Here is a 23,274-nt window from a genome sequence, read left to right on the forward strand (position 1 = left end):
CTTCTGTGGATGCATTCTTGCTGTCTCGTTTACAATTTGCGTTAAATATTAGTTTTCATATTTTGTTTCCAACCATCACCATGGCGATGGGCTGGTTTCTATTTTACTTTAAGCTGCGCTCTAATATTTCAGGTCACCCTGTGTGGATGCGTATGTATCGCTTTTGGGTACGTGTCTTTGCCCTAAGCTTCGCCTTGGGTGTAGTAAGCGGCGTCACCATGTCATTTCAGTTTGGTACTAACTGGCCTGGATTTATGGAGAAAGTAGGTAATGTGGCGGGGCCACTACTCGGTTATGAGGTACTTACCGCCTTTTTCTTAGAAGCCACGTTTTTAGGCATCATGCTGTTTGGCATACGCCGTGTTCCGAACTGGCTGCATACGGCTTCAACCCTTATTGTTGCACTTGGCACCACTACTTCTGCGTTCTGGATATTAGCCTTAAATAGCTGGATGCAAACCCCGCAGGGTTTTGAAGTGGTCGACGGTGTGGTGTATGCCACAAACTGGAAAGAAATTATCTTTAACCCGTCTTTCCCTTACCGCTTTGTACATATGATGTTAGCGTCTGGACTGACGGCCAGCTTCCTGATAGCTGGGCTTTCGGCCTACCGCATGCTTAAAGGCGACGACAAGCTTGCACCTAAGCTCGCGCTTAAAACCGCCACCTATACGGCGGCAGTGTTAATCCCGCTACAAATTTTTGCTGGTGACATGCATGGTTTAAATACGCTTGAGCATCAGCCTCAGAAAGTAGCGGCGATGGAAGGACTTTGGGAAACCACTGAAGGCGCACCTTTGTTGCTTTTTGCAATTCCTGACGAAGAAAGCAAAGAGAATCATTTTGAAATTCCCATTCCCTATGGTGCAAGTTTAATTCTTACTCACGAACTTAAGGGCGAGATTAAGGGGTTAAATGAGTTTGAAGGAGAGCATCCGCCCGTTGCTCCTGTTTTCTTCGGTTTTAGGGTTATGGTGGGTATGGGCATGTTGATGCTCGCTGTGTCATGGCTTGGCAGTCTTTATCTTATGCGTAACAAAGACTTCCCAATTTGGCTTAAACGCACGTTTGCAGGCATGGCGTTTAGCGGCTGGATTGCTACGTTAGCAGGCTGGTACGTAACGGAAATAGGCCGTCAGCCCTATTTGGTAAGTGGTGTATTAAGAACCGCTGATGCCGTTACCCAGTTACCACCGGCGAATATTGCTCTGTCGTTCACGCTCTATCTTGTTATCTATACGGTGCTTCTAATCGCATACATGGGAACACTTATGTTGATGTGCAGAAGAGCCGTTGAAATTGAAGAGATAACGACGGAAGAGCGCGAAGTTGCCAAGGCAAAAATGCAACCTACTGACCCAGACCCAAGCACGGTTTAAGGAGAGCAAACATGTTTGAAAATGTATCAGCAGAAATGCTCGGAAATATTTATGTGGGTTTACTTGGTCTATCTGTATTGCTGTACGCCATTTTAGATGGCTACGACTTGGGTGTGGGTGTACTTATCCCGCCAAGAACAGAAGCGTTTCGCGATGACATGATAGCCTCCATAGGGCCTTACTGGGATGCTAATGAGACGTGGCTTGTGCTCGCCATAGGTCTACTGCTTGTTGCCTTCCCTGAAGCCCATAGTGAGTTTTTACAAACCTTGTACTTGCCTGCCACCTTCATGTTATTAGGGCTTATTTTGCGCGGCGTAGCGTTTGATTTTCGCGCTAAGGTTGTGCAGGTGAAAAAGCGTAAGTGGGACATGGTATTCAAATACGGTTCGCTGTTAACCACATTAGCTCAAGGGTATATGTTGGGTATATACGTGACGGGGCTTCGCACAGATATTTGGGCGCAAGGCTTTGCACTTCTGGCTGCATTTGGTGTTACGGCTGCCTATGCGTTTATTGGCTCGTGCTGGTTAATACTTAAAGGCGAAGGTGAGCTTCAACAAAAAGCGTATTACTGGGCCAGAAGAGGTTTAGGGGTATTGGCGGTAGGGATTGTCGCGGTAAGTATCGCGAACCTAACCTTACACGATGACGTGCGAGACTTATGGTTGTCTGCTCCTTGGGGTTATGTGCTTTTCGCTATTCCAGTAGCGTGTTTTGCGCTTTTAGCACTATGCGGTGTGTTGCTTAAAAAACTACCCGATGCACAAGGGAAAGGCGAATGGCTTCCGTTCTTTATTGCACTTCTAGTATTTTTACTTTGTTTCACCGCATTTGGCATAAGCTACTATCCGTTTATTATCCCTGGACAGGTGACAGTGATGGATGCGCTTAGTGATGCAAGCTCTCTACGCTTCTTGCTTGTTGGCGTAGTTATTGTTGTACCTATTATTTTGGCTTATACGGCCATGGTATATAAAATATTCTCCGGTAAATCAGAGAAGCTTTCTTACTACTAGCCTTTGTTGATGGGATCGCAACAGATCCCAATTACTTAAAACAATAGTGAACATCATTGAAATTCAATGGTGTTCACTTTCTATTCAGCGCTATACTAAACGCTTTACATTGCGAGTTTCTTGCGGTTCCCGCGGCCTTTCCTGTGCTTGGGGCATTTGCGGTGACCAGTATCACCTACCCACGAACTCGATCTGAAAACTTGCGATCAAAATATGATCCTTTCCCTCGAACAATGTATACCAATGACTAGAGGGTGTTTAGCGTTAGCTAGTCTACCCTTTAGGTGTGATCAAAATTTAAACGTTACTTACCGTTAAATATTTTGTTGACATCAAACTGTAATATTACTATATTTTATTTGGGGCAATTTTTAATAGAAGGAGCCAATACCATGGAAAATGTATTCCATTCGTTCTCACGGTTCTTCAAGCGCGCGCACCCCTACACAGTCGCTCACTATATCGGCCGTAAAAATGCGCAGCGTATCTTAGGATGTAAAATCAAAAAGAAATCCAAGATATTTGCCGACCAGCACGTTGAAGACCAAAATCATTAATTTATATGGGGCCCATCAAACCGGCCCCTTTTTTTTGGATTTTAAATGTGGTTTAACGGTACCGAGGTTGTGTACTTAATCTGCTCCATTGCAAAGCTTGAAGTGACGTCGGAAAATTCTATACCGTTAACCAATCGCTTATAAAAATGATCAAAGCAATCCATATCGGTAACGAGGACTTTTAGCAGGTAATCGTATTCGCCAGACATACGATAACATTCAACAACTTCATCAAATGATGCGGCGTGTTTAGCGAAACTTGCCAGCCACTTTCCATCATGTCTGCCCGCTTTTACTTGCACGAAAACGGTCATGGCCAGCCCCAGGTGTTTTGCTTGCAACAGCGCTACTCGCCTAGAGATTATGCCCTTCTCTTCTAGCTTTTGAATACGTCGCCAGCAGGGCGTTACCGTAAGCCCAACTTGCTCAGCGATTTCTGCGACAGGCGTGTCAGCGTTATTCTGTAGCATGGCCAAAATGGCTTTATCTATTGTGTCTATACCGCTTATTTTTTCACTACGCATAGTGAGATGTTGCCCTTTATTTCCATGTTCTTAGTTTTTCAGCGAATTACGTCAGGCGCTTTACTTTTATGGAGGCTATTTAAAGCCACCAAGGCTGATTAAAGTCAACATTTTCTGGTGTAATTTCGTACTGAAAGGGAGGCGTGAATACATCCCAAAATGCATCCCGCAAGTCCTCGTCTATTATGCTAAGTTTACCTGCATCGCGATAGCGAGATAGCAGTGTATTGTAGGCGTCAATCGGCATTTGCGGGTTAGACTGGCGAAAGATAACACGCCCTCCAAACTCTTCATACATCGCTTTTTCTGTTTGAAACTGCATAACCTGCTTGGTCGCTATCTCTTTAATGGGTTTCGTGGTCGTTTCACTTGAAACCTGACCTTCAAACTTCTCGATAAACTTGCTTACCAGTGTTTGATTAACAGTTATGCCTTTTTGTTTTGCATAGTCCTCTAAAACAAGCTCATAAATTCTGTTAGACGCATTTACCCGGACCACATAATCAAGCATACCTGCGTAATTGTCTTTCGCTTGCTGCTTCAAGTTTTTACGTTCTTCTTCACTAGGCACGACGTCTGCCATTCGGATTTCAGTATTAAGCACCATTGCTAAAACCCCCTGCTCATCGACTTGTCCATTTGCCTGAGCAGCATAAGCAAGGTTTGAACAAAGAATAAGTAGCGCGGTGGCCAATGAAGATCGAATAGTTGATGTCTTGCGCATTAAGCACTCCCTGTAGACGTATTTATCGCCGCGATTACCAACACTCTGAGTCTCGCCGAGTAAGTAATTAACTGTGCGGACTGGTATTACCCAAATGGACGTTGTAATGAGTAAAGCATTAAACGCTATGACTACGCAATACCGTGGCGTATAGATATTAGGAATATGCTGCGAGCTTCAAATTTATTGGGGTGAACGAGTGCTTATGTGGTGTAGCCGAGAGAGGAAAGCGATAGCATTAGCTACGCAGTAGACTAGCTTTGGATGAAAAGCGTTATTCGTTAAAAATGATATATACCAAAGTGGTATGGACTAAAAGCTTTGTCGCGCATTAAGCGTGAGTGTGGAAATACAGACATTAGAAAGAAAAACAGCGGTCAAATGACCGCCGTTTTTGAATTCTTAGATAGCTTGCACGTTAGCAGCTTGAAGACCTTTTTGACCTTCTTCAACTTCAAATTCTACTCGCTGACCTTCTGGAAGCGTTTTGTAACCGTCAGAGATGATCGCACGGAAATGAACGAATACGTCCTTACCGCCGTTATCTTGAGTTAGAAAACCGTAACCTTTATCAGCGTTGAACCACTTAACTGTGCCTGTAACTTTAGACATGTCGTATAGACCTCAAATATCGTATTAAATTGCGCATAAGCGCGTGTAACTAAGTTCTTTAGAGTCTTTAAATTGGCGGAGTATTGGGTCTTACTTACGAATGGACAAACAACTTACAACAAATTACCGGGTAACTCGAGTGGTTTAACATATAGCAAATAATACAAAATCGCGTCTATTTAAAGACTTTGGCTTAGAGCCATAGCCACTATAACACTCTTCGGGACGATTACTATACAAATTAATTGATAAACTACGGATTTCATAAATATTTCACCGCAGCGTAACAAAAATTAATGCCCTTTCCGCCAGGCCAAATACCAGCAAATTGCGCCAATTACACCTGTACTTGCAGGGAAATACCATGATAAATCGTACATTGGCAGTATTGCTGTCATTAACACAAAAGTGGCGCCCACTACGCTTAAATGAGTGGTCTGAGTTGTTTTCTTTTGCTCTTGGAGCAGTGCCAAATGTGCCCTTTGTTGTTGCAATGGCAAGCGCTTCATCTGCTGTAAACTGTCGTACAGCAGATCTGGCATTTCAGGTAGTTTTTCAGACCAGAAAGGTAAGTTGTCTTTCACCTTCCCCATCATGGCGGTAAAGCCAATCTGCTCTTTCATCCAGTTTTCAAGAAACGGCTTAGCGGTTTTCCAAAGGTCGAGCTGAGGATACAACTGACGGCCTAATCCTTCGATATACAGCAATGTTTTTTGCAGTAGCACAAGCTGTGGCTGAACCACCATATTGAAACGTCGTGCCGTATTAAAAAGCTGCAGCAGCACGTTGCCAAAGGAAATTTCAGCAAGTGGCTTTTGAAATATCGGCTCACATACGGTTCGAATGGCCATCTCGAATTCATCGATATTGGTATCTTGCGGTACCCAACCTGAGTCGGCGTGAAGCTGCGCGACTTTGCGATAGTCGCGGTTGAAGAAGGCAATAAAGTTCTCAGCCAGATAGCGCTTATCTTCACGATTGAGCGTACCCACAATGCCAAAATCGATGGCGATATATTTGGGGTTTTCAGGGTGTTCGGTAGAAACAAAGATATTGCCCGGGTGCATGTCTGCATGGAAAAAACTGTCGCGAAATACCTGAGTGAAGAAAACTTCCACACCGCGCTCGGCCAATTTTTTCATATTGGTATTTTGGGTAAGTAATGCGTCTATATTTGAGATTGGCAGACCGTAAATACGCTCCATAACCAACACATTGCTGCGACAGTAGTCACTGTAAATTTTAGGTACGTATAAGGCGTCTGAGCCTTCAAAGTTCCGCCCTAACTGAATACCATTTGCAGATTCACGCAGTAAATCAAGCTCATCAACAATGGTCTTGCGGTATTCCACAACCACTTCGACAGGACGCAGACGTTTGCCGTCAGGAAGCCAGCGTTGAAGCACGTTAGCCAAGCTAAATAAAAGCTCCATGTCCGCCACGATGGTATCGCGAATATCTGGGCGCAATACCTTTACCACGACGTCTTCGTTGTTATGCTTCAACTTTGCCGCGTGAACTTGGGCTATAGAGGCAGACGCCAGCGGCGCTTTTTCAAATTCACTGAATAACTCGCTTAAATCAGAAAGCCCTAGCGCTTGCTTGATAATGTCTTGTGCAGCGTCAGATGAAAACGGCGGAACTTTGTCTTGCAAACGAGCAAGTTCGTTAGCAATGGCAGGAGGAAGCAAGTCTCGGCGGGTAGAGAGCATTTGGCCGAATTTAATAAAAACAGGCCCAAGGTTTTGTAGTGCAAGGGTAATACGCTCGCCGGCTGACTTGCCCTTGTGCTTGTTTCGCACCCAAAAAATGGTATGACGCATAGCCCGCGCGTACCAGGGTAACCACTTTGCTGGAATAAGTTCGTCTAAGCCGTGTTCCAACAATACCTTGTTAATTCGGTATAACCTAACAATACGCATTTATGAGCCTGTTTCTCTCAATCTTACTTAAATTTTTCTTCTAGGCGGCGCAGTCTCGCATCGGCACTTTCTGCTCGATCGCGAAGCGCATTAACTTCGTCACTAAAGTGCATAACCGCCAGCTTGTGTGCAGCAAGCTGCTTTTCTTCTACTACGGCGTTGCCGAATACCTTCGCCATGGACGCTAGTGCTGACATCGACTTCTCATGCACGGTTTTCACCGTTTTCACGGTCTGATGGGCAATAACATCGTTGGTCTTTTGTGCCAGCAACTCTTCAATGTCGATATCGAGCTGCTGAAACAAGGCACTGACCTGCTGAGCAACATTGAGCTCTCCTTCCAAAAAGAGGGCCTTTTGCTGAATAAGACGAGTCAACTGGCTGGTTTCTTTTAACTCTGGCAAGGTTTGTAGCGACGCTTTAATACAACAGTCTTTCGGCCCAAGGGACGCGACGGCGTCTTCAAACGAGCCTTGTTCGCTGAGTACGTCAATACGGTCAGAAAACGACAGCGTAATACCATAAGGAAGCGGCGAAATGAACGCGGTAAGCCTGGCGCCAGCAAGCGCTTTTAGCCTTACTTCGCTGTCTTCGTCTAAAGACAGCAACTTGTTTAAAACCGATTCAGCCGTTGCGGTAACCAGCGCAGAAGTAGGCATTAAAACTTATAACCTCTATGTAGCGCTACAATACCGCCAGTCAGGTTTTGGTAATCACATTGCTCAAAGCCAGCCTGCTCGAACATCCCCTTCAAGGTTTCTTGATCTGGGTGCATACGTATGCTTTCCGCAAGGTATTGGTAGCTTTCTGCATCGTTCGCCACTAGCTGACCCATTTTTGGCAAAATGTGAAACGAGTACATATCGTAAAGTTTGCTGAGCTGCTCTGACGTAGGCTCAGAAAATTCTAATACCAGTAAACGGCCGCCTGGTTTTAACACGCGAAAAATAGAATTAAGCGCGTTTTGCTTTTCCGTTACGTTGCGAAGGCCGAACGCCATGGTCACCACATCAAAATGGTTGTCGGGGAAAGGCAGTGCTTCCGCGTCAGCTTGCACATAGTCGATATTGCTTACCAAGCCGCGGTCGCGCAGCTTATCACGGCCTACTTTCAGCATAGACAAGTTGATATCTGCAAGGGTTACGCGTCCTGTCGGCCCTACCAAACGTGAAAACTTAGCGGTTAAATCGCCAGTACCACCGGCAATATCCAATACTTTATTGCCCGTACGAACACCGCTGCAGTCTATTGTGAAACGCTTCCATAAACGATGCACTCCCATCGACATAAGGTCGTTCATTACGTCGTACTTTGCTGCAACAGAGTCAAAAACATTAGCAACTAAAGAGGCTTTTTGCCCTTTATCCACCTGTTTGAAACCAAAGTGCGTTGTATGCTCAGTAGCATTGTCGATTGCAGAGTCTGCTTGCGTAGCGGGAGTTTGATTGTCGCTCATGACAGTCCTGTAATTTGAATATTTTTATTAATGCCGAAGTGTATAGGATTGTGTGCTCAAGCAAAAGCTTTATGCCTGACTGTCTCCTGATGTAAATCAAGCCTTGGACCTTTACAAAAGCGGAGCCTGCAAGGCACAAGCTCGCTTGTTTATAAGACTAGAGCAGCTTGCTCTACGCTACCTGATTGTTTGTGCCCCAACTATAGGCAACAATGGCACTGATCTCTTGCAAAGAACGGCCGCTTTCCTCATGCCATTGCGCAAATGCCGCATTGGCCGCCGACAGCGACTTTTTCGAGGTCAAGCCACCGTCGATAATTTCATTCTTTCGCAAGTAATCTTCCACGTCACGAGAGAATAAAAACGTGTCTATGCCTAGTGCACGAAGCATGTAGGGGCCGGTGTTGCCACCTAATCGCGCACCGCGTTTTTTCAAAAACGCCCAAAGCTCAGTGATATTGTCTTTTTCAAAGCCTGCTACGAACTTACCAAAGCTACCGTGCTCCAGGGCTACGTCTTTGATCATCATGGCATTGTCACGCACTGTCATCACTTTTTTATAGTTGCGAACAATGCGCTTATCTGACGCTTTTTGCTCTAGCATTTCATCGGGCATCAACAACACTTTATCAATGTCGAACCCGAAAAATACGGTTTCAAAGTCGGGCCATTTTTGCTCGATAACTCGCCACACGAAGCCTGACTGGAACACTTTTTTGGTCATCGCCGCTAAAAAGCGGTCGTCAGGAATTGCTTCAATTTGCGCTTTAGAAAGTGGCGCTTGGAGCATGGCTTCAAGCACCCTTTCACCGCCTTTGCGCTCGCACGCTCGGCGGTAGATAGATTGAAAAGACTCTAACTTAGACTCTTTCATGTGTGCCTAGCCTTTAATACCGCTGTGACGAAGCAAAGCGTCAACTTGGGGCTCGCGCCCTCTAAAAGCAACAAACAAGTCCATAGGAGGCTTACTACCGCCCATTTCTAAAATGTTTTCTAAGAACGCTTTGCCCGTATCGCGGTTAAAGATGCCATCCTCTTCAAACTTGCTGTACGCGTCGGCAGAAAGCACCTCGGCCCACTTATAGCTGTAATAGCCCGCTGCGTATCCACCAGCAAATATGTGACCAAAGCCGTTTTGGAAACGGTTAAACGATGGAGGAATGACCACGGCCACCTCTTCACGCACTTTATCCAATGTGCCCTGTACGTCTACCTCACTGCCTTTTTCGCTATGCAGTAAGAAGTCGAAAAGACTGAATTCAAGCTGGCGTACCATCTGCATCGCTGACTGGTAATCCCGTGCAGCAAGCATACGCTCCAGTAAATCAGCAGGAAGCGGTTCGCCAGTTTCATAGTGACCAGAGATAAAGTTAAGTGCGTCTTCTTCCCAGCACCAGTTTTCTAAAAACTGACTTGGCAGTTCAACCGCATCCCATGGCACACCGTTAATACCGGATACACCCGCTACGCGCATTTTAGTAAGCATGTGATGGATCCCATGACCAAACTCATGGAACATGGTCACCACTTCATCGTGGGTGAATAGCGCTGGCTTATCCCCTACAGGTGCGTTGAAATTACAGGTAAGGTACGCAACGGGTAGCTGCAATTCGCCATTCATTTTTTCACGACGAACTCGACATTCATCCATCCACGCGCCGCCACGCTTTTTAGCTCGTGCGTATAAGTCTAGGTAAAAGCTGCCGCGCATCACATCAGCATCGTCAGTAATGGTGAAGTAACGTACATCTTTATGCCACGTATCAATGCCAGGCTGCTCAATAATTTTTAAGCCGTACAGGCGATGTACAACTTCGAATAAACCAGACAGCACTTTATCTTCAGGGAAATAAGGCCGAAGCATTTCATCAGAAATCGTGTACTTTTCCTGTTTCAGTTTCTCGCTGTAATACGGTAAATCCCATGACGCTAGCTCGCTGACACCATGCTTGTCTTTCGCGTACGCTCGTACTTCTTCAAGCTCTTTCTCTGCCTGAGGCTTAGACTTAGCCGCCAAATCACGCAAGAAACCGATGACCTGATCGGTAGAATCCGCCATTTTAGTCGCTAGTGAACGCTCTGCATAACTTGAAAAACCTAACAATTCAGCCAGTTCAGTACGCAGCGTTAAGGTTTCTTTGATTATATCGGTGTTATCCCACTTACCCGCATTAGGGCCTTGATCAGACGCTTTTGTTGCATAGGCGCGATACATTTCTTCGCGAAGTTCGCGATTATCGGCGTAAAGCATGACTGGCAAATAAGACGGAATGTCTAATGTAAACAACCAGCCTTGTAAGTCTTTTTGGTGCGCAGCTTGCGCCGCTGCTTCAAGGGCTGACTCTGGCATACCGGCAAGTTCAGCCTCATCGGTAATGTGTTTAGTCCAGCCCATAGTGGCGTCCATCACATTATTGGAAAAGGTTGACGATAGCTCGCTAAGCTTTGCCTGGATCTCTGCAAAACGCTTCTTTTGCTCTGCGGGAAGCGCTACGCCTGACAATGTGAAATCGCGAACGGCGTTTTCAATCACTTTCTGCTGCTCTTCGCTTAAGGTCGCAAATTCGTCAGACGCTTTAAGGGAAGCGTAAGCATTGTAAAGGCCTTCGTGCTGGCCTACCCAAGTTCCATATTCAGATAGTAATGGCAAACACGCATCGTGAGCTTCACGCAATTCATCGCTGCTCACTACACTATTCATATGCGAAACGGGTGAAAATATTTTACTTAAACGATCATCGGCCTCTTCAAGGCGCAGCACTAAATTCTGGTAAGAGTAATCTTTCGACGCCACGACCTCTTCTATTTCGCTTTTGCACGCCGCAATGGCTTTTTCAATTGCAGGCTTAATAGAGGCAGGTTCAATAGCAGAAAAAATTGGTAGACCATCTACCATTTCAATTGCAGGGGTTGTCATAATCTTTTTCACTCTTAACACGTTGATAGAATAATGATGGGGCTTCGCTGATTAAAAGCAAGCTATTGTTTTAGCCACTGTTGACCTATTTTGAACTTACTTGCCGTTAACGTGCATGGATCATGATTATTGCCTATATTTACGAATTCAATGAATGCCGCTGCACCGTTTTTCTTAATGCCCCTCATAAAAACTGAACAACACAGTCAGCTCCGCCAAGCTCTGTCACAAATGTCACATTTCATCCTTTTGTCTACTTTGTCCCTTCGCTGTTCAGCGTCTATAATTTCGATTAATAAATCTACAAGGCATAGATATGAAAACGTTGACCTCAGGCGAAATAGCCTCATATTGCGATGTAAATCTGCGCACCGTAATTCGATGGATCGAAAGCGGCAAGCTGAAAGGCTTCAAACTTCCTGGGCGTGGAAACAACAGAGTATTAGTAGAAGATTTTGTCGCCTTTCTTGAACGACACGACATGCCAATTCCCGATTCATTGAAAGGCATTGCCACGCCCTCAATATTAATTGTTGACGATGAAATGCCAGTTGCCAAGTCTATTCAGCGCGTGGCCAGACGGGCGGGTTATGAGTCGTATATCGCTACAGGCGGCTTCCAAGCGGGGATTATGCTGAGCCAATACGAGCCCAAAGTCATGACCCTTGATTTAAGTATGCCAGGCATGGACGGTTACAGCGTTATCGAATTCACGCGAGATCAAAGTAAATATAAAGATCTCAAAATTGTGGTCATATCGGCACTCGATGAAATTAGCCTGGAGCGCGCGCTTGAGATAGGGGCTGATGCCACCTTACAAAAGCCGTTCTCAAATCATGACTTAACAATGGTCCTTGAGCAGTTTATGTCGATGTAAATCGATTTAAAGGGAGTGACATTATGGCTTGGTTATCGCGATTCGCTCTTTTAAGTTTGCTTGTAGGTGTTTGCGCATTACCGACAAATGCTAAACCCCTTACTTTTGCTGTTGTACCGCAGCAGTCTGCCAAGAAAATGGCTGAAACATGGCAACCCTTAATCGACTATGTGAGCAATTACACCGGTTTTAAGATTGATTTTAAAACTGCAAAAGACATTCCCACCTTCGAGGCTAATCTCGCCGACGGCAAATATGATATTGCCTACATGAACCCCTACCACTTTGTGGTCTTTAATGAATCTGCGGGATACCGCGCGCTTGCGCGCCAACGCGATAAAGAAATTCGCGGCTTACTTGTTGTACATAAAGACAGCCCCATACGCTCTCTGGATGACTTAAGCGGTACCGAAGTAGCCTTCCCAGCGCTAGCTGCGTTTGCTGCCACAATTATCACAAGCGCTCACTTGCGGATGAAAAGCATTGCTTTTGTACCGCGCTACGTCAATTCTCATGACTCTGTGTACCTCGCAGTACAAAGGGGCTTTTTCAATGCTGGGGGTGGCATTGTCCGTACGCTTAACAGTTCACCTGACGACGTTAAACAAGAATTACGTGTCCTTTGGAAGAGCAAAGGTTATACGCCTCATGCTATCGCAACCCATCCAAATATGGCACTCGCTGACAGACAAGCTATTCTTAATGCATTACTTGCTTTGTCGAATGACACAAGTAAGTCTTGGATTTTAAAAGGTATTGGATTTAACGGCTTTATAGCGTCAAACGACAGTGATTGGGACGACGTGAGAGCATTGGGAATAGCATCGCTATCGAGGCCGCATTTATGAGTAGACTCGTATGAAACTGTCGTTGCGTATAAAAACAATAACAGGCATCGCATCAATAGCAGCGCTTTTGCTGCTAGTGCTCATTGTGACGGTGTTTCAGCTACTTAATGACCTTGTCGACAGTAATATAAAGAAGTCAGCCGACACCACAGTTGCCCTTTTTGTTTCGACGACAAAAAATGCCTTTTTAAGTTATGACCTTGCAGCTCTAGATGCCGACGTCTCAGAAATTCTTACCAACCCCAATATTGCTTACGTCAAAGTTAAAGACAAATTAGGCAGAGTTTTCGTAGAAAAGGGTAACACCAACGCACTAAACCGCCCTTTTACTGCCGACACAAGTGTTTCGGACGCTGATGATGGTATTTACGACACCCGAGCCCCCATCATGGTGAACAGGACTTTGTACGGCTATGTAGAGATTGGGCTTAACATTGCTTCAGTAACTGAATCAGTATCGAGGGTGAGAAACTGGACAGTTACACTGGCTTTTCTAGAATTTATTTTGGTCGGATTGTGCTCTTACTTACTTGGTTCTTACCTGATGTCGCAGCTTCATCAATTACACGAAGGCGCTAAACGTTTAGGTGATGCAGTGAAAAACAACAGCTATCAAGATGTTTTTGTTCCCGTGCGCGGCACTGATGAGTTAAGCGAACTGGCAGAGGCATTTAATCAACTGGTTGAGCGTTTAAAAGAAGAACATGCGCAGCGTCAATACGCGCAAGATGAGCTTAAAGAGCTTAACACGCTACTTGAAGAAAAGGTTCAGGATAGAACCGCATTGCTGCATCAGAAAAACTATCAACTCCAAGAGGCCAATAAAGATCTAAAAGAGACCCAGGTACAACTACTTCAAGCTGAGAAGATGGCGTCAGTTGGCCAGCTAGCAGCGGGTGTCGCCCATGAAATTAACAATCCTGTCGGTTTTGTCAGCAGCAACATATCCACCTTAAGCGAGTACGTTGCTACCTACCAAATGATATTTTCACAAATTAACGCGGTCCTTAATGAGCAAGACGAGGGTAAGCGTGCTTCTGCCTTGTCAGAACTAGAAAAAATGTTAGCTAATCAGGATATGGCGTTTATCAATGAAGATATCACCGACCTTCTCAGCGATTCGAGAGACGGTTTAAGTCGGGTTGCTGAAATTGTAAAAGGGTTAAAGCTATTCTCTCGTGTAGACAGTGACCACATGCAGCAGCACAACATTAATGATTGTGTACGCACTACCCTTGCCATGGTGAACAACCAATTAAAGTATATTTGCACTGTTGAAACGCATTTAGGCAAAGTCCCTGACGTTGCCATGAATGTAGGCAAGGTTTCTCAAGTTGTTACCAACTTACTCATTAACGCGGGACAAGCGATAGAGAGCACGGGTAAGAACGGTAAGATAACTATTACCACCTGTACTGCGGGCAAGTTTGTGGAGCTTCGTGTAGAAGACACTGGCTGCGGTATTCCATCAAGTCATTTAGACAAACTCTTCAATCCATTTTTTACAACTAAACCTGAAGGGCAAGGCACTGGCTTAGGTCTTTCAATTTCGTTTGGCATTGCTCAGGAGCATGGCGGCACGCTCTCAGCCACCAGTAAAGAGGGAGAAGGAAGCATATTTACATTAGCGCTCCCCCTTGTTTCACACTCAGATAAAACATTAGAGAGCGAAGGATGAATCAACTAATAGTGTTATCAAGCAGCATTGCGTGTAATAGTTGTAACGTCGCTTATAAGGATAATAATTTATGACAGAGCCTACTACAGAACAAGCCACGACCTACACGGTTCTATTTGTCGACGACGAGCCGAATATCCTTCGCGCTATCAAGCGTGCGCTGTTCACTATGGACATCACCTTACTGCTTGCTGATAGTGGTGCCAAAGCGTTAGATTTAATGAGTAAACACGATGTTCACGTAGTTATTTCTGACATGAAAATGCCGCAGATGTCAGGTGCGGAATTACTCGAACAGGTCGCTATCAATTATCCCGAGACATTTAGAGTTGTGCTTACTGGCTATGCCGACATTGAGTCAACAATTAAAGCCGTAAACCAAGGCAAGATACACCGTTACCTGCAAAAGCCATGGGACAACCAAGAGCTTATCGCTGTTGTAGAAGAAGGCTTAGAACGCGTTAAGTTAAAGGCGGAAAACCTTCGTCTACAAAAACTAACACGACTGCAAAATAAAAAGCTACGCGACGTAAATGCCTCACTAGAACAAGTGGTTCAAAAGCGCACGCGCCAGATAAAAGCGGCGCTAAATAAAATCGAAAAACACAACCTTGCAATGGAGCAGGTGCTGTTCAACGTGATAAGCATTAACCCTGACATCAATGGTAAGTTTGCCATTGAGGTTAGCGAGTTGGCATCAAAACTGGCGCGTATTGCTCGGTTAGAGAAAGAAGAAATCAAACAGGTGCGTTATGCTGGCCTTATCTGCGAGCTTGGGTTACTAGGGCTTGAAAGCGAAGATTTTAAGGCGCCATTTTCAAAGCTTAAATATCAACAGCAGCAAAACTATCTATCACAAACCAAGCAGGCTGCGTTAATACTTGCTCCGGCTCATGAACTACATCAAGTTTCTGACATTATTGAATTTCAGTTCGAGCACTATAATGGCTCAGGCTTGTATAACAAAGTTGCAAAAGAAATTCCTGCTGGCGCGCGTATCTTGGCCATAGCCCGAGATTACTGGCGCTTAGTAACCGGCAGAATGAGCGGTATCGAAATGAGCCCTCGCGATGCCAAACTAGAAATGAAAAAGCACAGAAACACCCGCTATGACGGTGAATTTTTGGACCTGTTACTCGAAGCAGAAGATGTAACGACATCTAAACTGCTTTCTACATCATTGAAAGCCTCGCAGCTCAAAGCAGGCATGGTACTAGCCCAAAATTTGTATAACGATAGTCACATCCTTATCCTTCCTGAGGGACATGTGTTTAGTGATGCCACCATTCAAAAACTCGTACACTTTGAAGAAGAACGTGGAAAAGCGTTTAGTATTCGAATAGAACCAGAAGAGCTTTCTGCTACTATAAGTGAATAAGCTTTAAAGGTTTCGTGCTGAAAGCAGGATGAGCGATGCATAATATGCTTCGCTTTGTCTTAGCCTTTTAATTAGGCTGCACTGTCCCCATTGATAAACTAAATGAAATTCCCTAAAGCAAATCTCGGTCTTTTAATCACTCTTTATGACAAGACCGATAGAGAGTGATTTGCTGTGCGAACCTACCGAAGGCATCTATGCTTATCGTTTATGTTCGCCTAACCGACAAAGAAGGCTTTTTGAATGACACATTTTGATTATATATGTATTGGCGGTGGCAGCGGTGGTATCGCATCTGCAAACCGTGCAGCTAAACACGGAAAGAAGGCCGCCATCATTGAAGCGAAAGATATTGGCGGTACTTGCGTGAACGTTGGCTGCGTGCCTAAAAAAGCCATGTGGTACGGAGCACAGGTGGCTGAAGCCATACATCGCTATGCACCTGAATACGGGTTCGATTTGTCGGTAAATCACTTTAGCTGGGACAGCCTAATTGCCAGCCGCCAGGCTTATATTGAGCGTATTCATGCTTCTTACGACCGCGCTCTTACCGCAAATGACGTTACCTTAATTCGCGGTTTCGCGAAGTTTATCGATAACAACACGGTAGAAGTCAACGGCGAAAAGTACACGGCTGACCATATTACGATTGCTGTAGGCGGCCGCCCAATCATCCCAGATATTGAAGGTGCTGAGTACGGTATTGATTCTGATGGTTTCTTTGCCTTAAAAGAGCAGCCGAAGCGCGCTGTCGTGGTTGGCGCAGGCTACATTGGAGTTGAACTGGCCGGCGTTCTTCACGCCCTTGGTACAGAATCGCATCTGGTAGTTCGCAAACACGCTCCGCTTAGAAATTTCGACCCTATTATTCACGAAACCTTAGTGGATATGATCCACGCTGAAGGTTGCAAATTACATGACCATGCTAGCGTAGAGAAAGTGGAAAAAGCTGACGATGGCGAGCTATCAGTACACTTAACCAATGGCGAAGTGTTAAAAGCTGACTGCTTGATTTGGGCGATTGGCCGTAAACCCTCTACCGACAAAATTGATATTGAAAATACCGACGTTGAACTGAACGACAACGGCACGGTTAAGGTAGATAAATATCAAAACACCACGGCAAAGAATGTCTACGCAGTTGGTGATATTACTGGTGAAGCAGAGCTTACTCCGGTGGCAGTTAAAGCGGGTCGCTTGCTAAGCGAACGCTTATTCAACGGCCAAAAAGATGCTCACATGGATTACTCGCTTATTCCAACCGTTGTGTTTAGTCATCCACCCATTGGCACTATTGGCCTTACAGAGCCAGAAGCTATTGAAGAATACGGTGAAGACAACGTTAAAGTGTACACCTCTAGTTTTGCGTCTATGTACACCGCGGTAACCCGCCATCGTCAAATGACAAAGATGAAGCTTGTATGTACGGGTAAAGACGAAAAAGTGGTAGGCCTTCACGGTATTGGGCACGGCATGGATGAAATTCTGCAAGGCTTCGCCGTTGCCATAAAAATGGGGGCGACTAAAGCTGACTTTGATGCGTGTGTAGCTATTCACCCTACCAGTGCAGAAGAGTTTGTTACGATGACCTAGAGAGACGCGCTCAATTGAGCGCTTTCTCACAAAAGCCGGCATTAGCTTAGTAGTTAATGCCGGCTTTTTTTATGTGTTTAACTTACTTTTTCTAGCTCCACGGGCACGCCATTTAGCACCGCATTTCCCGATAATTCGTCTACCTGTAAATCGTCAGTAAGAATATTGGTGTTTACCCCAGGGTGCTGACTTGCCACAGACAACTTTATGCCTTTTTTGTTGTGCCCCCATCCATGGGGAATAGATACCACGCCAGGCATAATTGCATCTGTGATTTCAGCCTCTATGGTTAGCCGGCCAACCCGCGATTTCACACTTACCTCATCGCCATCTGTAATGCCATATTTAGCCCCGTCATCAGGGTGAAGCTGCAGCGTACAGCGGTTATTACCTTTCACCATACGAGGGCTGTTATGCAGCCACGAATTATTAGTTTTAATATGCCGGCGCCCTATCAAAACAACGGGCTGATTTTGCGGCGTACCATGGTTCGCTTTTCCAAAAAAATGCGTGTTAACCCTGTCTAAATCAGCCATGAAGTAATCAAAATCTAAGTGAATCTTCTTATCTTCATGGAACAAGGCATGAGGCAAAGACGGCTGTAGCGGCCCCAAGTCGATACCGTGTGGGTGTGCTTTAAGCGTATCAATCGACAACCCGCCTTCCGGGATAGCGGTTGAAGTTTCGCTTAAGTTAGCATCAGCGCCCTCTTTTTTACTTGCTGCTCGACCATAAAGACCTGCTTGCAACAAATCATCGACCACACCTTTAGGCTGCTTGTCCCAAAGCGCAGCATAGTGTGCGGTGTTTTTTCCGTTTAGCGCATCGAGCCTTTCTGCTAACGAAAGGTATATTTGCCAGTCGCTAAGCTGGTATTCGTCAATGTCCACCACCGCTTCCGAATACTTAGCGAAATTTCGCACGGCAAAGTTGTGAAAAACAATGTCGTAGTGGTCGCGTTCTAGCGCGGTTACCGGAGGAAGGATCACATCTGCATGTCGGGAGGTTTCGGTAACGTAAAAATCCACCGCAACCATAAAATCGAGTTGAGGAAATGCTTTATCAAGCTGTTCTGCATTTGGTGTAGTGACCACGGGATTACCTGCACCAATTACCATGGCCTTAATTTGTCCTTCTCCCAGGGTTAAGATTTCCTCGGCTAAACACGCCACCGGATACTCACCAGCAAACGCCGGAAGCCCTCTTACGCGAGAGGTAAATCCGCCCATGCTGCCCTTGCCTGATACAGGTAATACGTCGGCGGCTGGCTGAGTAAACATCATGCCACCCCGCTTATCTAGGTTTCCGGTGAGCATATTAAACAGCATGATGAGATACTGAGTGAGCGTACCAAACGCTTGTACGCTAGCCCCCATCCTTCCATAACAAACTGCAGACTCAGCATTGCAGAAGTCCAAAACAAGCTGAGTGATTTGTGAAGCTGTAATACCGGTAAGCTCGCTCACCTTTTGTGGTGAATAATCGCGAACGTATTTTTCGACCGCTTTTATATCCTCGGCATAAGGTAAAATTTCATCCGCCTTGTATAACTGCTTTTCAAACAATACATGCAGCATAGCTAGCAGTAACAGCGCGTCACTGCCTGGACGAATAAAGTGATGTTCACAGCTGATATCGGCAGTTTCGCTGCGTTTAGGGTCGATAACGACGACCTTCCCTCCACGTTTTTGAATGCCCTTTAAACGCTTTTTCACGTTTGGCACGGTCATAATGCTGCCATTAGAGGCCAGCGGATTCCCGCCGATGATCATAAAGTGCTGCGTGTGATCAATGTCAGGAATGGGAATTTGGGAGATATGACCAAACAGTCGTCGACTAACAATATGATGGGGCAACTGGTCAACGGAGGTAGCGGAATAGCGGTTGTGCGACTTGAGGGCACGATAGAAATACGGTCCGAATAATATTGAGCCCATATTGTGCGCATTGGGATTTCCTAAATACACACCTACCGCATTATTGCCGTGTGCCTGCTGGATGTGGTGTAAATTGTTTGCGACCAAATCAAAGGCTTCATCCCACGAAATCTCTTCCCAGGTGCAGTCTTCCAATGCACTCGCCTCGCCGTCAATTCGTACCCTTTTTACCGGGCGCTTCAAGCGGTCAGGATCGTCGTACAAGTCTTTTAACGCACTCGCTTTCGGGCAGATATGACCTTGGCTAAATGGGTTTTCTTTATCCCCTTTTATTGACAGTATTTGACGGCCTTTCGTCGCTACCTCAATACCACACATTGCTTCACAAAGCGTACAAGTAGAATAATGCAATTGTTGTTCAGCGTTGCTCACGGTAATTCCTACACAATTCATTGTTAATGAGTTGTTACGAAATTAGCGATTATTGCTGTAATAGACAAGCATCACTGAAAGTGATGGTAGAGAGAAGGCACCTCGCCACAATTAGACGAGGTGCTATTGGTTAGAAAGAGTAAGTCACACCAAGGGTTGCCGTGGTGCCTAAGCCTTTAATATTGTAGCCACCGTAGGTGTATGACTGAGCGCGCGCAGGATAGTAGTCGCTGTTAAACAGGTTTTCGACACCCATAAACGCGTTCCAGTTTTCAGCGAACTGGTACTGTCCACTTAGGTTAACAATATTATAGCTCGATATAGGTCCTTGATCGCCCACATAGTCGCCGTCAGCATTTGGCGAGAAGCGTTTACGATCACCCACATACAGATAGCTAACTGTTAACGATAAAGTGTCTGATGGCTTCCAGTTTACGTTTGCCGTTGCTTTGGGTGGACTAATTTGGCGAGAGCCAAGGTACACATCAGCTTCGGTATTTTTCCCTTCAACGTAACTATATGTGGCTATCACATTGAGCGTTTCAGAGATTCGATAGTCTACTAAGCCTTCATAACCCCAAATTTCCTGTGGTGCGCGTACAGGCTCATACACACCTGTCACTTCGTTGAAACTATTGGTCGTACCAAGTTCAGATGTACTTCTGTAAGCCGCAACTTCAAGGCGTACCTGGTCGAAAAGAGAAGTGAAACCCACTTCGTAGTTATCGATGATAGAAGCTTCCGTTTGAATAAGACCAATATCATCTACCGTTGCAGCGCGCAGTAGGCGGCCAATGTCAGCGATATCTGAACCTTGCGAGTAATTGAAAAACGGGCTAAAGCTGTCGCTCCAGTTATACTTAATTGCAATGTTATAAGTGGTTGCGTCGTAATCTATAGTGTCCCCCTTAACTTGAAGAGGAACAGAGCATTGAGTTTCAGAGCGACACAGCTTCAGTGTTTCGTAGTCATCAACCGATAAATCGATACTCTCCCTTCTCACACCTGCCTTTACAATAACGTCGTCGTGAATTACCCATTTTGTTTGTAAAAAGCCAGCTAAGCTGTCCATTTCCATTTCAGGAACCCACACGCGCCCATCAACCAGCGGTTGTGAGGTAGTGTCTTTCAGTGCGTCGATACCATAGATAAACGTGGCTTCTACGCCATCGAAATCAATGGCAGTATTAAACGTCGCGCGAGCGCCGCGCTTTTCAGAGCGAATAATAGACTGGCCGCCGTCGTAGCCTTCATCGGGGTTAGCTAAGTTAGGCGAAAAGAAGAATACGTTCTCAATATCTTGCGAGTACACATCAAGCGTCATTTCACTGTTTGCAAAGATATTGCTTTCTGTGTATTTCAAGGTGATGTTCTCATTTCCGTCAGGCCCCTGAGGTTTACCGCGTTTTTGCAGAGCTTCAGGTACGTGAATAGCGTAGGTTTTCACGCCTTCGTTGATGTCTCCGGGAACATCTCCCAAATCAGTTTTTTGTTGAGAGCTAAAGTAGTTGTAGCTAAATTGAAGGCGTTTCTCTTGATCGAAATCGTAACCAAATTTGGTAAAGTAGTTCTGTGTTTCAGCGTCTGACAGGCCGTACTGCAAACCTAAGATGTCGCCTTCTGCATCGCGCTGAACGCCGTTTTCCTCGTAACTGGCGGTAACAAGGTAATCGAAATTCTCCACCTTGCCGTTAATCGCAGCTGAAATACGCGCACCGGCTGACTCTTCAAGCTTCACTGCGCTAAAACGTGAAGACAAACTCACTTGGCCCTCATGCGTGTCTTGCGCTGTTGCTTGTTTGGTAATGTAGTTGATAATACCGCCTGACGCTCCATTGCCATAAACAGACGTAGCGCCCTTAATTACCTCAATTCTAGCAAGCGCGCTAGGGTCAATCGTTTTCACACCTAACGAGCCATTTCTAAGCGGCGTGGACTGAGGCACACCGTCAATCATCACAAGCGGAGCTCGTCCGCGCAAAGACTGGCCAGTATTGCTCGAACTACCTGTATCTGGAGCTAAGCCCGGCACCATCTGCGCTAACAAGCTCTGTAACTCGGGATTTACCTTTAGGTGATCTTCAATCTGCTTTCTTGAAATAACGGTGATTGACGCTGGTACTTCATCAATACTTTCAATAACACGACTTCCAGAAACGATAATACGTTCCATATCCTTTTGGGCATCATTAGCAAAAGAAGGCGCACTAACGGCTAAGGCAATGAGCGTAAGCGATGGTCTAAACATGAAAACTCTTTTAAGAAAATAAGGTTACGAAAGGCGCGTTATACTAAAGGTGTAGAAGAACAATGTAAAGATAATGAAAATTATTCTCATTATCTAAAGTGGCGTTTATACCAAAAGTAAAACCCTGTTGTCGTAAAAAACGCAGGGAGTAATGCGATTAATAACCAGATAAATTCAAGCAATGGGCCCGCGAAATCACCAATGTGAAACTTGTATTTGAAGTTCCAAACCTGCGTCGCTACATTCGCTTTTGATGCATCGTAATAACCCGTTATTTCTCCATTTTGAGGGTTTGTCCAAACCCAGCTGTAGGCGTGAGACTCGCCGGGGTTTTGCATTCTGAAACCTATGTGTTCGCCTGAATTTTTTGGGAAGTAAATGCGAAATAGTGACGCATTGGGAAACACCGCTATGGCGTTTTGATAAGATGTATCGATAGCCACTGAAGCACTACTAGCATCGTGGGATAACGGTTCAGGTACTGGCCTTTTCTCAACTTTTGAAAAAGTAACGGTTTCCACCACCTGCTGCGTAGCGCTTTTCCAATTAAACGCCATGCCACTAAAAGCGATGAGTATTAGTGGTATAGCCAAATAAACGCCCAGCACTGTATGAAGTTGATACATGAGAATTCGAAACTTGGCGCGGCGTTTAATCGCAAGGCGTTTTATTCTATTTTTTGGCTTTACCCAAAGGTAAAAACCCACAATTACTTCAAGAAGTAGAACTAAGGCACTAACAGACACCCAATTTCTAAGTGGCCTTTCGTTGTCACCATCTTGATACAACAGCCATCGATGGATAGCCATGGTGAACCCATAAAACGTGCTGTAATAATCGTATCTATGAAGTATTTCGGTAGAGTTGGGGTTTACGCTTACGTATTCGCCATTGTTGAGCTTCCCTTGCCAAGCGAGTTCAGGGTCTGACTCGGGCATTAAAAGCTCGACTTTCTGACCCGTCTCGTCTTCCAGCGCATTCACTATGTAAGAAAGGGGTAAGGGCGATTCGTGAGATTCTATGGTCCACTTCTCTGGTTGGACAAAGGTTTGGATATCTTTTGCATAAATTAGCAATGCACCGGTGATGCTAAGGCAAATAATAAATAACCCACATACCAGCGCTAATAGAAGGTGCAGTCGTCGTACCCAAAGTTTCAAAACAGCGCTCACAAATTGCGAAATAAACGCGAATAGTAACGATTCTCGAAAATTGGTCAATGAAAGTTAAACG

At 45.3% G+C, this 23,274-nt stretch carries 19 protein-coding genes; 8 read left to right on the forward strand and 11 right to left on the reverse strand.

The features are described from left to right. Positions 1 to 5 precede the first annotated feature (5 nt). From BIZ39_RS09770 to BIZ39_RS09780, 3 genes are all read left to right on the forward strand, one after another. Entirely contained in the window at positions 6 to 1,379 is a 1,374-nt protein-coding gene (locus tag BIZ39_RS09770) for a cytochrome ubiquinol oxidase subunit I (protein ID WP_014980453.1), read from the forward strand. An 11-nt stretch (positions 1,380 to 1,390) separates the two neighbouring features. After that, positions 1,391 to 2,398, forward strand: coding sequence for a cytochrome d ubiquinol oxidase subunit II (locus BIZ39_RS09775; RefSeq protein ID WP_187446873.1), 1,008 nt, complete (start codon positions 1,391 to 1,393; stop codon positions 2,396 to 2,398). Between the two features lie 392 nt (positions 2,399 to 2,790). After that, entirely contained in the window at positions 2,791 to 2,955 is a 165-nt protein-coding gene (locus BIZ39_RS09780; RefSeq protein ID WP_014950935.1) for a hypothetical protein, read from the forward strand. A gap of 41 nt (positions 2,956 to 2,996) precedes the next feature. On the opposite strand, the gene BIZ39_RS09785 is transcribed toward BIZ39_RS09780, so the two are convergent. The 8 genes from BIZ39_RS09785 to prlC all read right to left on the reverse strand — a co-directional run bounded on the left by BIZ39_RS09785 (position 2,997) and on the right by prlC (position 11,110). Further along, positions 2,997 to 3,479 (reverse strand): Lrp/AsnC family transcriptional regulator, encoded by a 483-nt coding sequence (locus BIZ39_RS09785; RefSeq protein ID WP_080752387.1) that lies wholly within the window; start codon positions 3,477 to 3,479, stop codon positions 2,997 to 2,999. A 79-nt stretch (positions 3,480 to 3,558) separates the two neighbouring features. Continuing rightward, entirely contained in the window at positions 3,559 to 4,203 is a 645-nt protein-coding gene (locus tag BIZ39_RS09790; protein WP_187446874.1) for a hypothetical protein, read from the reverse strand. 402 nt (positions 4,204 to 4,605) lie between these two features. Beyond that, complete coding sequence (locus BIZ39_RS09795) at positions 4,606 to 4,815, reverse strand: cold-shock protein (protein WP_012519905.1); 210 nt, start codon at positions 4,813 to 4,815, stop codon at positions 4,606 to 4,608. 293 nt (positions 4,816 to 5,108) lie between these two features. After that, complete coding sequence (ubiB, locus tag BIZ39_RS09800; protein WP_014950939.1) at positions 5,109 to 6,737, reverse strand: ubiquinone biosynthesis regulatory protein kinase UbiB; 1,629 nt, start codon at positions 6,735 to 6,737, stop codon at positions 5,109 to 5,111. Between the two features lie 23 nt (positions 6,738 to 6,760). Further along, entirely contained in the window at positions 6,761 to 7,396 is a 636-nt protein-coding gene (locus BIZ39_RS09805; RefSeq protein ID WP_156086994.1) for an SCP2 domain-containing protein, read from the reverse strand. Then, positions 7,396 to 8,193: a bifunctional demethylmenaquinone methyltransferase/2-methoxy-6-polyprenyl-1,4-benzoquinol methylase UbiE gene (ubiE, locus tag BIZ39_RS09810; RefSeq protein ID WP_187446875.1), complete on the reverse strand. Its 798-nt coding sequence runs from the start codon at positions 8,191 to 8,193 to the stop codon at positions 7,396 to 7,398. Before ubiE ends, BIZ39_RS09805 begins: the two co-directional genes overlap by 1 nt. A 172-nt stretch (positions 8,194 to 8,365) precedes the next feature. Then, positions 8,366 to 9,067 (reverse strand): DNA-3-methyladenine glycosylase I, encoded by a 702-nt coding sequence (locus BIZ39_RS09815; protein WP_014977550.1) that lies wholly within the window; start codon positions 9,065 to 9,067, stop codon positions 8,366 to 8,368. A 6-nt stretch (positions 9,068 to 9,073) separates the two neighbouring features. Then, positions 9,074 to 11,110 carry an oligopeptidase A gene (gene prlC / locus BIZ39_RS09820; RefSeq protein ID WP_187446876.1) on the reverse strand — a complete coding sequence of 679 codons (2,037 nt, stop codon included), beginning with the start codon at positions 11,108 to 11,110 and terminating at the stop codon, positions 9,074 to 9,076. 316 nt (positions 11,111 to 11,426) lie between these two features. On the opposite strand from prlC, the gene BIZ39_RS09825 reads away from it, so the two are divergent. From BIZ39_RS09825 to gorA, 5 genes are all read left to right on the forward strand, one after another. Next, positions 11,427 to 11,987 carry a response regulator gene (locus BIZ39_RS09825; protein ID WP_014977552.1) on the forward strand — a complete coding sequence of 187 codons (561 nt, stop codon included), beginning with the start codon at positions 11,427 to 11,429 and terminating at the stop codon, positions 11,985 to 11,987. Between the two features lie 23 nt (positions 11,988 to 12,010). After that, positions 12,011 to 12,835 (forward strand): phosphate/phosphite/phosphonate ABC transporter substrate-binding protein, encoded by an 825-nt coding sequence (locus BIZ39_RS09830; RefSeq protein ID WP_168533330.1) that lies wholly within the window; start codon positions 12,011 to 12,013, stop codon positions 12,833 to 12,835. Between the two features lie 10 nt (positions 12,836 to 12,845). Beyond that, the gene (locus BIZ39_RS09835) at positions 12,846 to 14,513 is read left to right on the forward strand and encodes an ATP-binding protein (RefSeq protein WP_014950946.1); all 1,668 of its coding nucleotides are present in this window, start codon (positions 12,846 to 12,848) and stop codon (positions 14,511 to 14,513) included. 70 nt (positions 14,514 to 14,583) lie between these two features. Then, positions 14,584 to 15,891: a response regulator gene (locus tag BIZ39_RS09840; protein WP_187446877.1), complete on the forward strand. Its 1,308-nt coding sequence runs from the start codon at positions 14,584 to 14,586 to the stop codon at positions 15,889 to 15,891. Between the two features lie 243 nt (positions 15,892 to 16,134). Beyond that, positions 16,135 to 17,484 carry a glutathione-disulfide reductase gene (gene gorA / locus BIZ39_RS09845; protein ID WP_039226736.1) on the forward strand — a complete coding sequence of 450 codons (1,350 nt, stop codon included), beginning with the start codon at positions 16,135 to 16,137 and terminating at the stop codon, positions 17,482 to 17,484. Positions 17,485 to 17,561: 77 nt separating this feature from the next. Here gorA and BIZ39_RS09850 read toward each other — a convergent pair whose 3' ends face one another. The 3 genes from BIZ39_RS09850 to BIZ39_RS09860 all read right to left on the reverse strand — a co-directional run bounded on the left by BIZ39_RS09850 (position 17,562) and on the right by BIZ39_RS09860 (position 23,261). Beyond that, positions 17,562 to 19,793: a molybdopterin oxidoreductase family protein gene (locus BIZ39_RS09850; RefSeq protein WP_187446878.1), complete on the reverse strand. Its 2,232-nt coding sequence runs from the start codon at positions 19,791 to 19,793 to the stop codon at positions 17,562 to 17,564. A 130-nt stretch (positions 19,794 to 19,923) separates the two neighbouring features. Beyond that, positions 19,924 to 22,041: a TonB-dependent receptor gene (locus BIZ39_RS09855; protein ID WP_187446879.1), complete on the reverse strand. Its 2,118-nt coding sequence runs from the start codon at positions 22,039 to 22,041 to the stop codon at positions 19,924 to 19,926. An 89-nt stretch (positions 22,042 to 22,130) separates the two neighbouring features. Next, positions 22,131 to 23,261 (reverse strand): PepSY-associated TM helix domain-containing protein, encoded by a 1,131-nt coding sequence (locus BIZ39_RS09860; RefSeq protein ID WP_187446880.1) that lies wholly within the window; start codon positions 23,259 to 23,261, stop codon positions 22,131 to 22,133. Positions 23,262 to 23,274: the final 13 nt, after the last annotated feature.

The organism is Alteromonas sp. BZK5 (genome assembly GCF_014349115.1).
In the GTDB taxonomy this organism is placed as follows: Bacteria; Pseudomonadota; Gammaproteobacteria; order Enterobacterales; family Alteromonadaceae; genus Alteromonas; species Alteromonas macleodii.

Bases quoted from the DNA above. Each gene is read 5' to 3' on its own strand.
- BIZ39_RS09805 (WP_156086994.1), bottom strand. From the start codon at position 7,396: ATGCCTACTTCTGCGCTGGTTACCGCAACGGCTGAATCGGTTTTAAAC.
- BIZ39_RS09785 (WP_080752387.1), bottom strand. From the start codon at position 3,479: ATGCGTAGTGAAAAAATAAGCGGTATAGACACAATAGATAAAGCCATT.
- BIZ39_RS09835 (WP_014950946.1), top strand. From the start codon at position 12,846: ATGAAACTGTCGTTGCGTATAAAAACAATAACAGGCATCGCATCAATA.
- BIZ39_RS09855 (WP_187446879.1), bottom strand. From the start codon at position 22,041: ATGTTTAGACCATCGCTTACGCTCATTGCCTTAGCCGTTAGTGCGCCT.
- BIZ39_RS09825 (WP_014977552.1), top strand. From the start codon at position 11,427: ATGAAAACGTTGACCTCAGGCGAAATAGCCTCATATTGCGATGTAAAT.
- BIZ39_RS09795 (WP_012519905.1), bottom strand. From the start codon at position 4,815: ATGTCTAAAGTTACAGGCACAGTTAAGTGGTTCAACGCTGATAAAGGT.
- BIZ39_RS09840 (WP_187446877.1), top strand. From the start codon at position 14,584: ATGACAGAGCCTACTACAGAACAAGCCACGACCTACACGGTTCTATTT.
- gorA (WP_039226736.1), top strand. From the start codon at position 16,135: ATGACACATTTTGATTATATATGTATTGGCGGTGGCAGCGGTGGTATC.
- BIZ39_RS09780 (WP_014950935.1), top strand. From the start codon at position 2,791: ATGGAAAATGTATTCCATTCGTTCTCACGGTTCTTCAAGCGCGCGCAC.
- ubiB (WP_014950939.1), bottom strand. From the start codon at position 6,737: ATGCGTATTGTTAGGTTATACCGAATTAACAAGGTATTGTTGGAACAC.
- BIZ39_RS09815 (WP_014977550.1), bottom strand. From the start codon at position 9,067: ATGAAAGAGTCTAAGTTAGAGTCTTTTCAATCTATCTACCGCCGAGCG.
- ubiE (WP_187446875.1), bottom strand. From the start codon at position 8,193: ATGAGCGACAATCAAACTCCCGCTACGCAAGCAGACTCTGCAATCGAC.
- prlC (WP_187446876.1), bottom strand. From the start codon at position 11,110: ATGACAACCCCTGCAATTGAAATGGTAGATGGTCTACCAATTTTTTCT.
- BIZ39_RS09830 (WP_168533330.1), top strand. From the start codon at position 12,011: ATGGCTTGGTTATCGCGATTCGCTCTTTTAAGTTTGCTTGTAGGTGTT.
- BIZ39_RS09790 (WP_187446874.1), bottom strand. From the start codon at position 4,203: ATGCGCAAGACATCAACTATTCGATCTTCATTGGCCACCGCGCTACTT.
- BIZ39_RS09775 (WP_187446873.1), top strand. From the start codon at position 1,391: ATGTTTGAAAATGTATCAGCAGAAATGCTCGGAAATATTTATGTGGGT.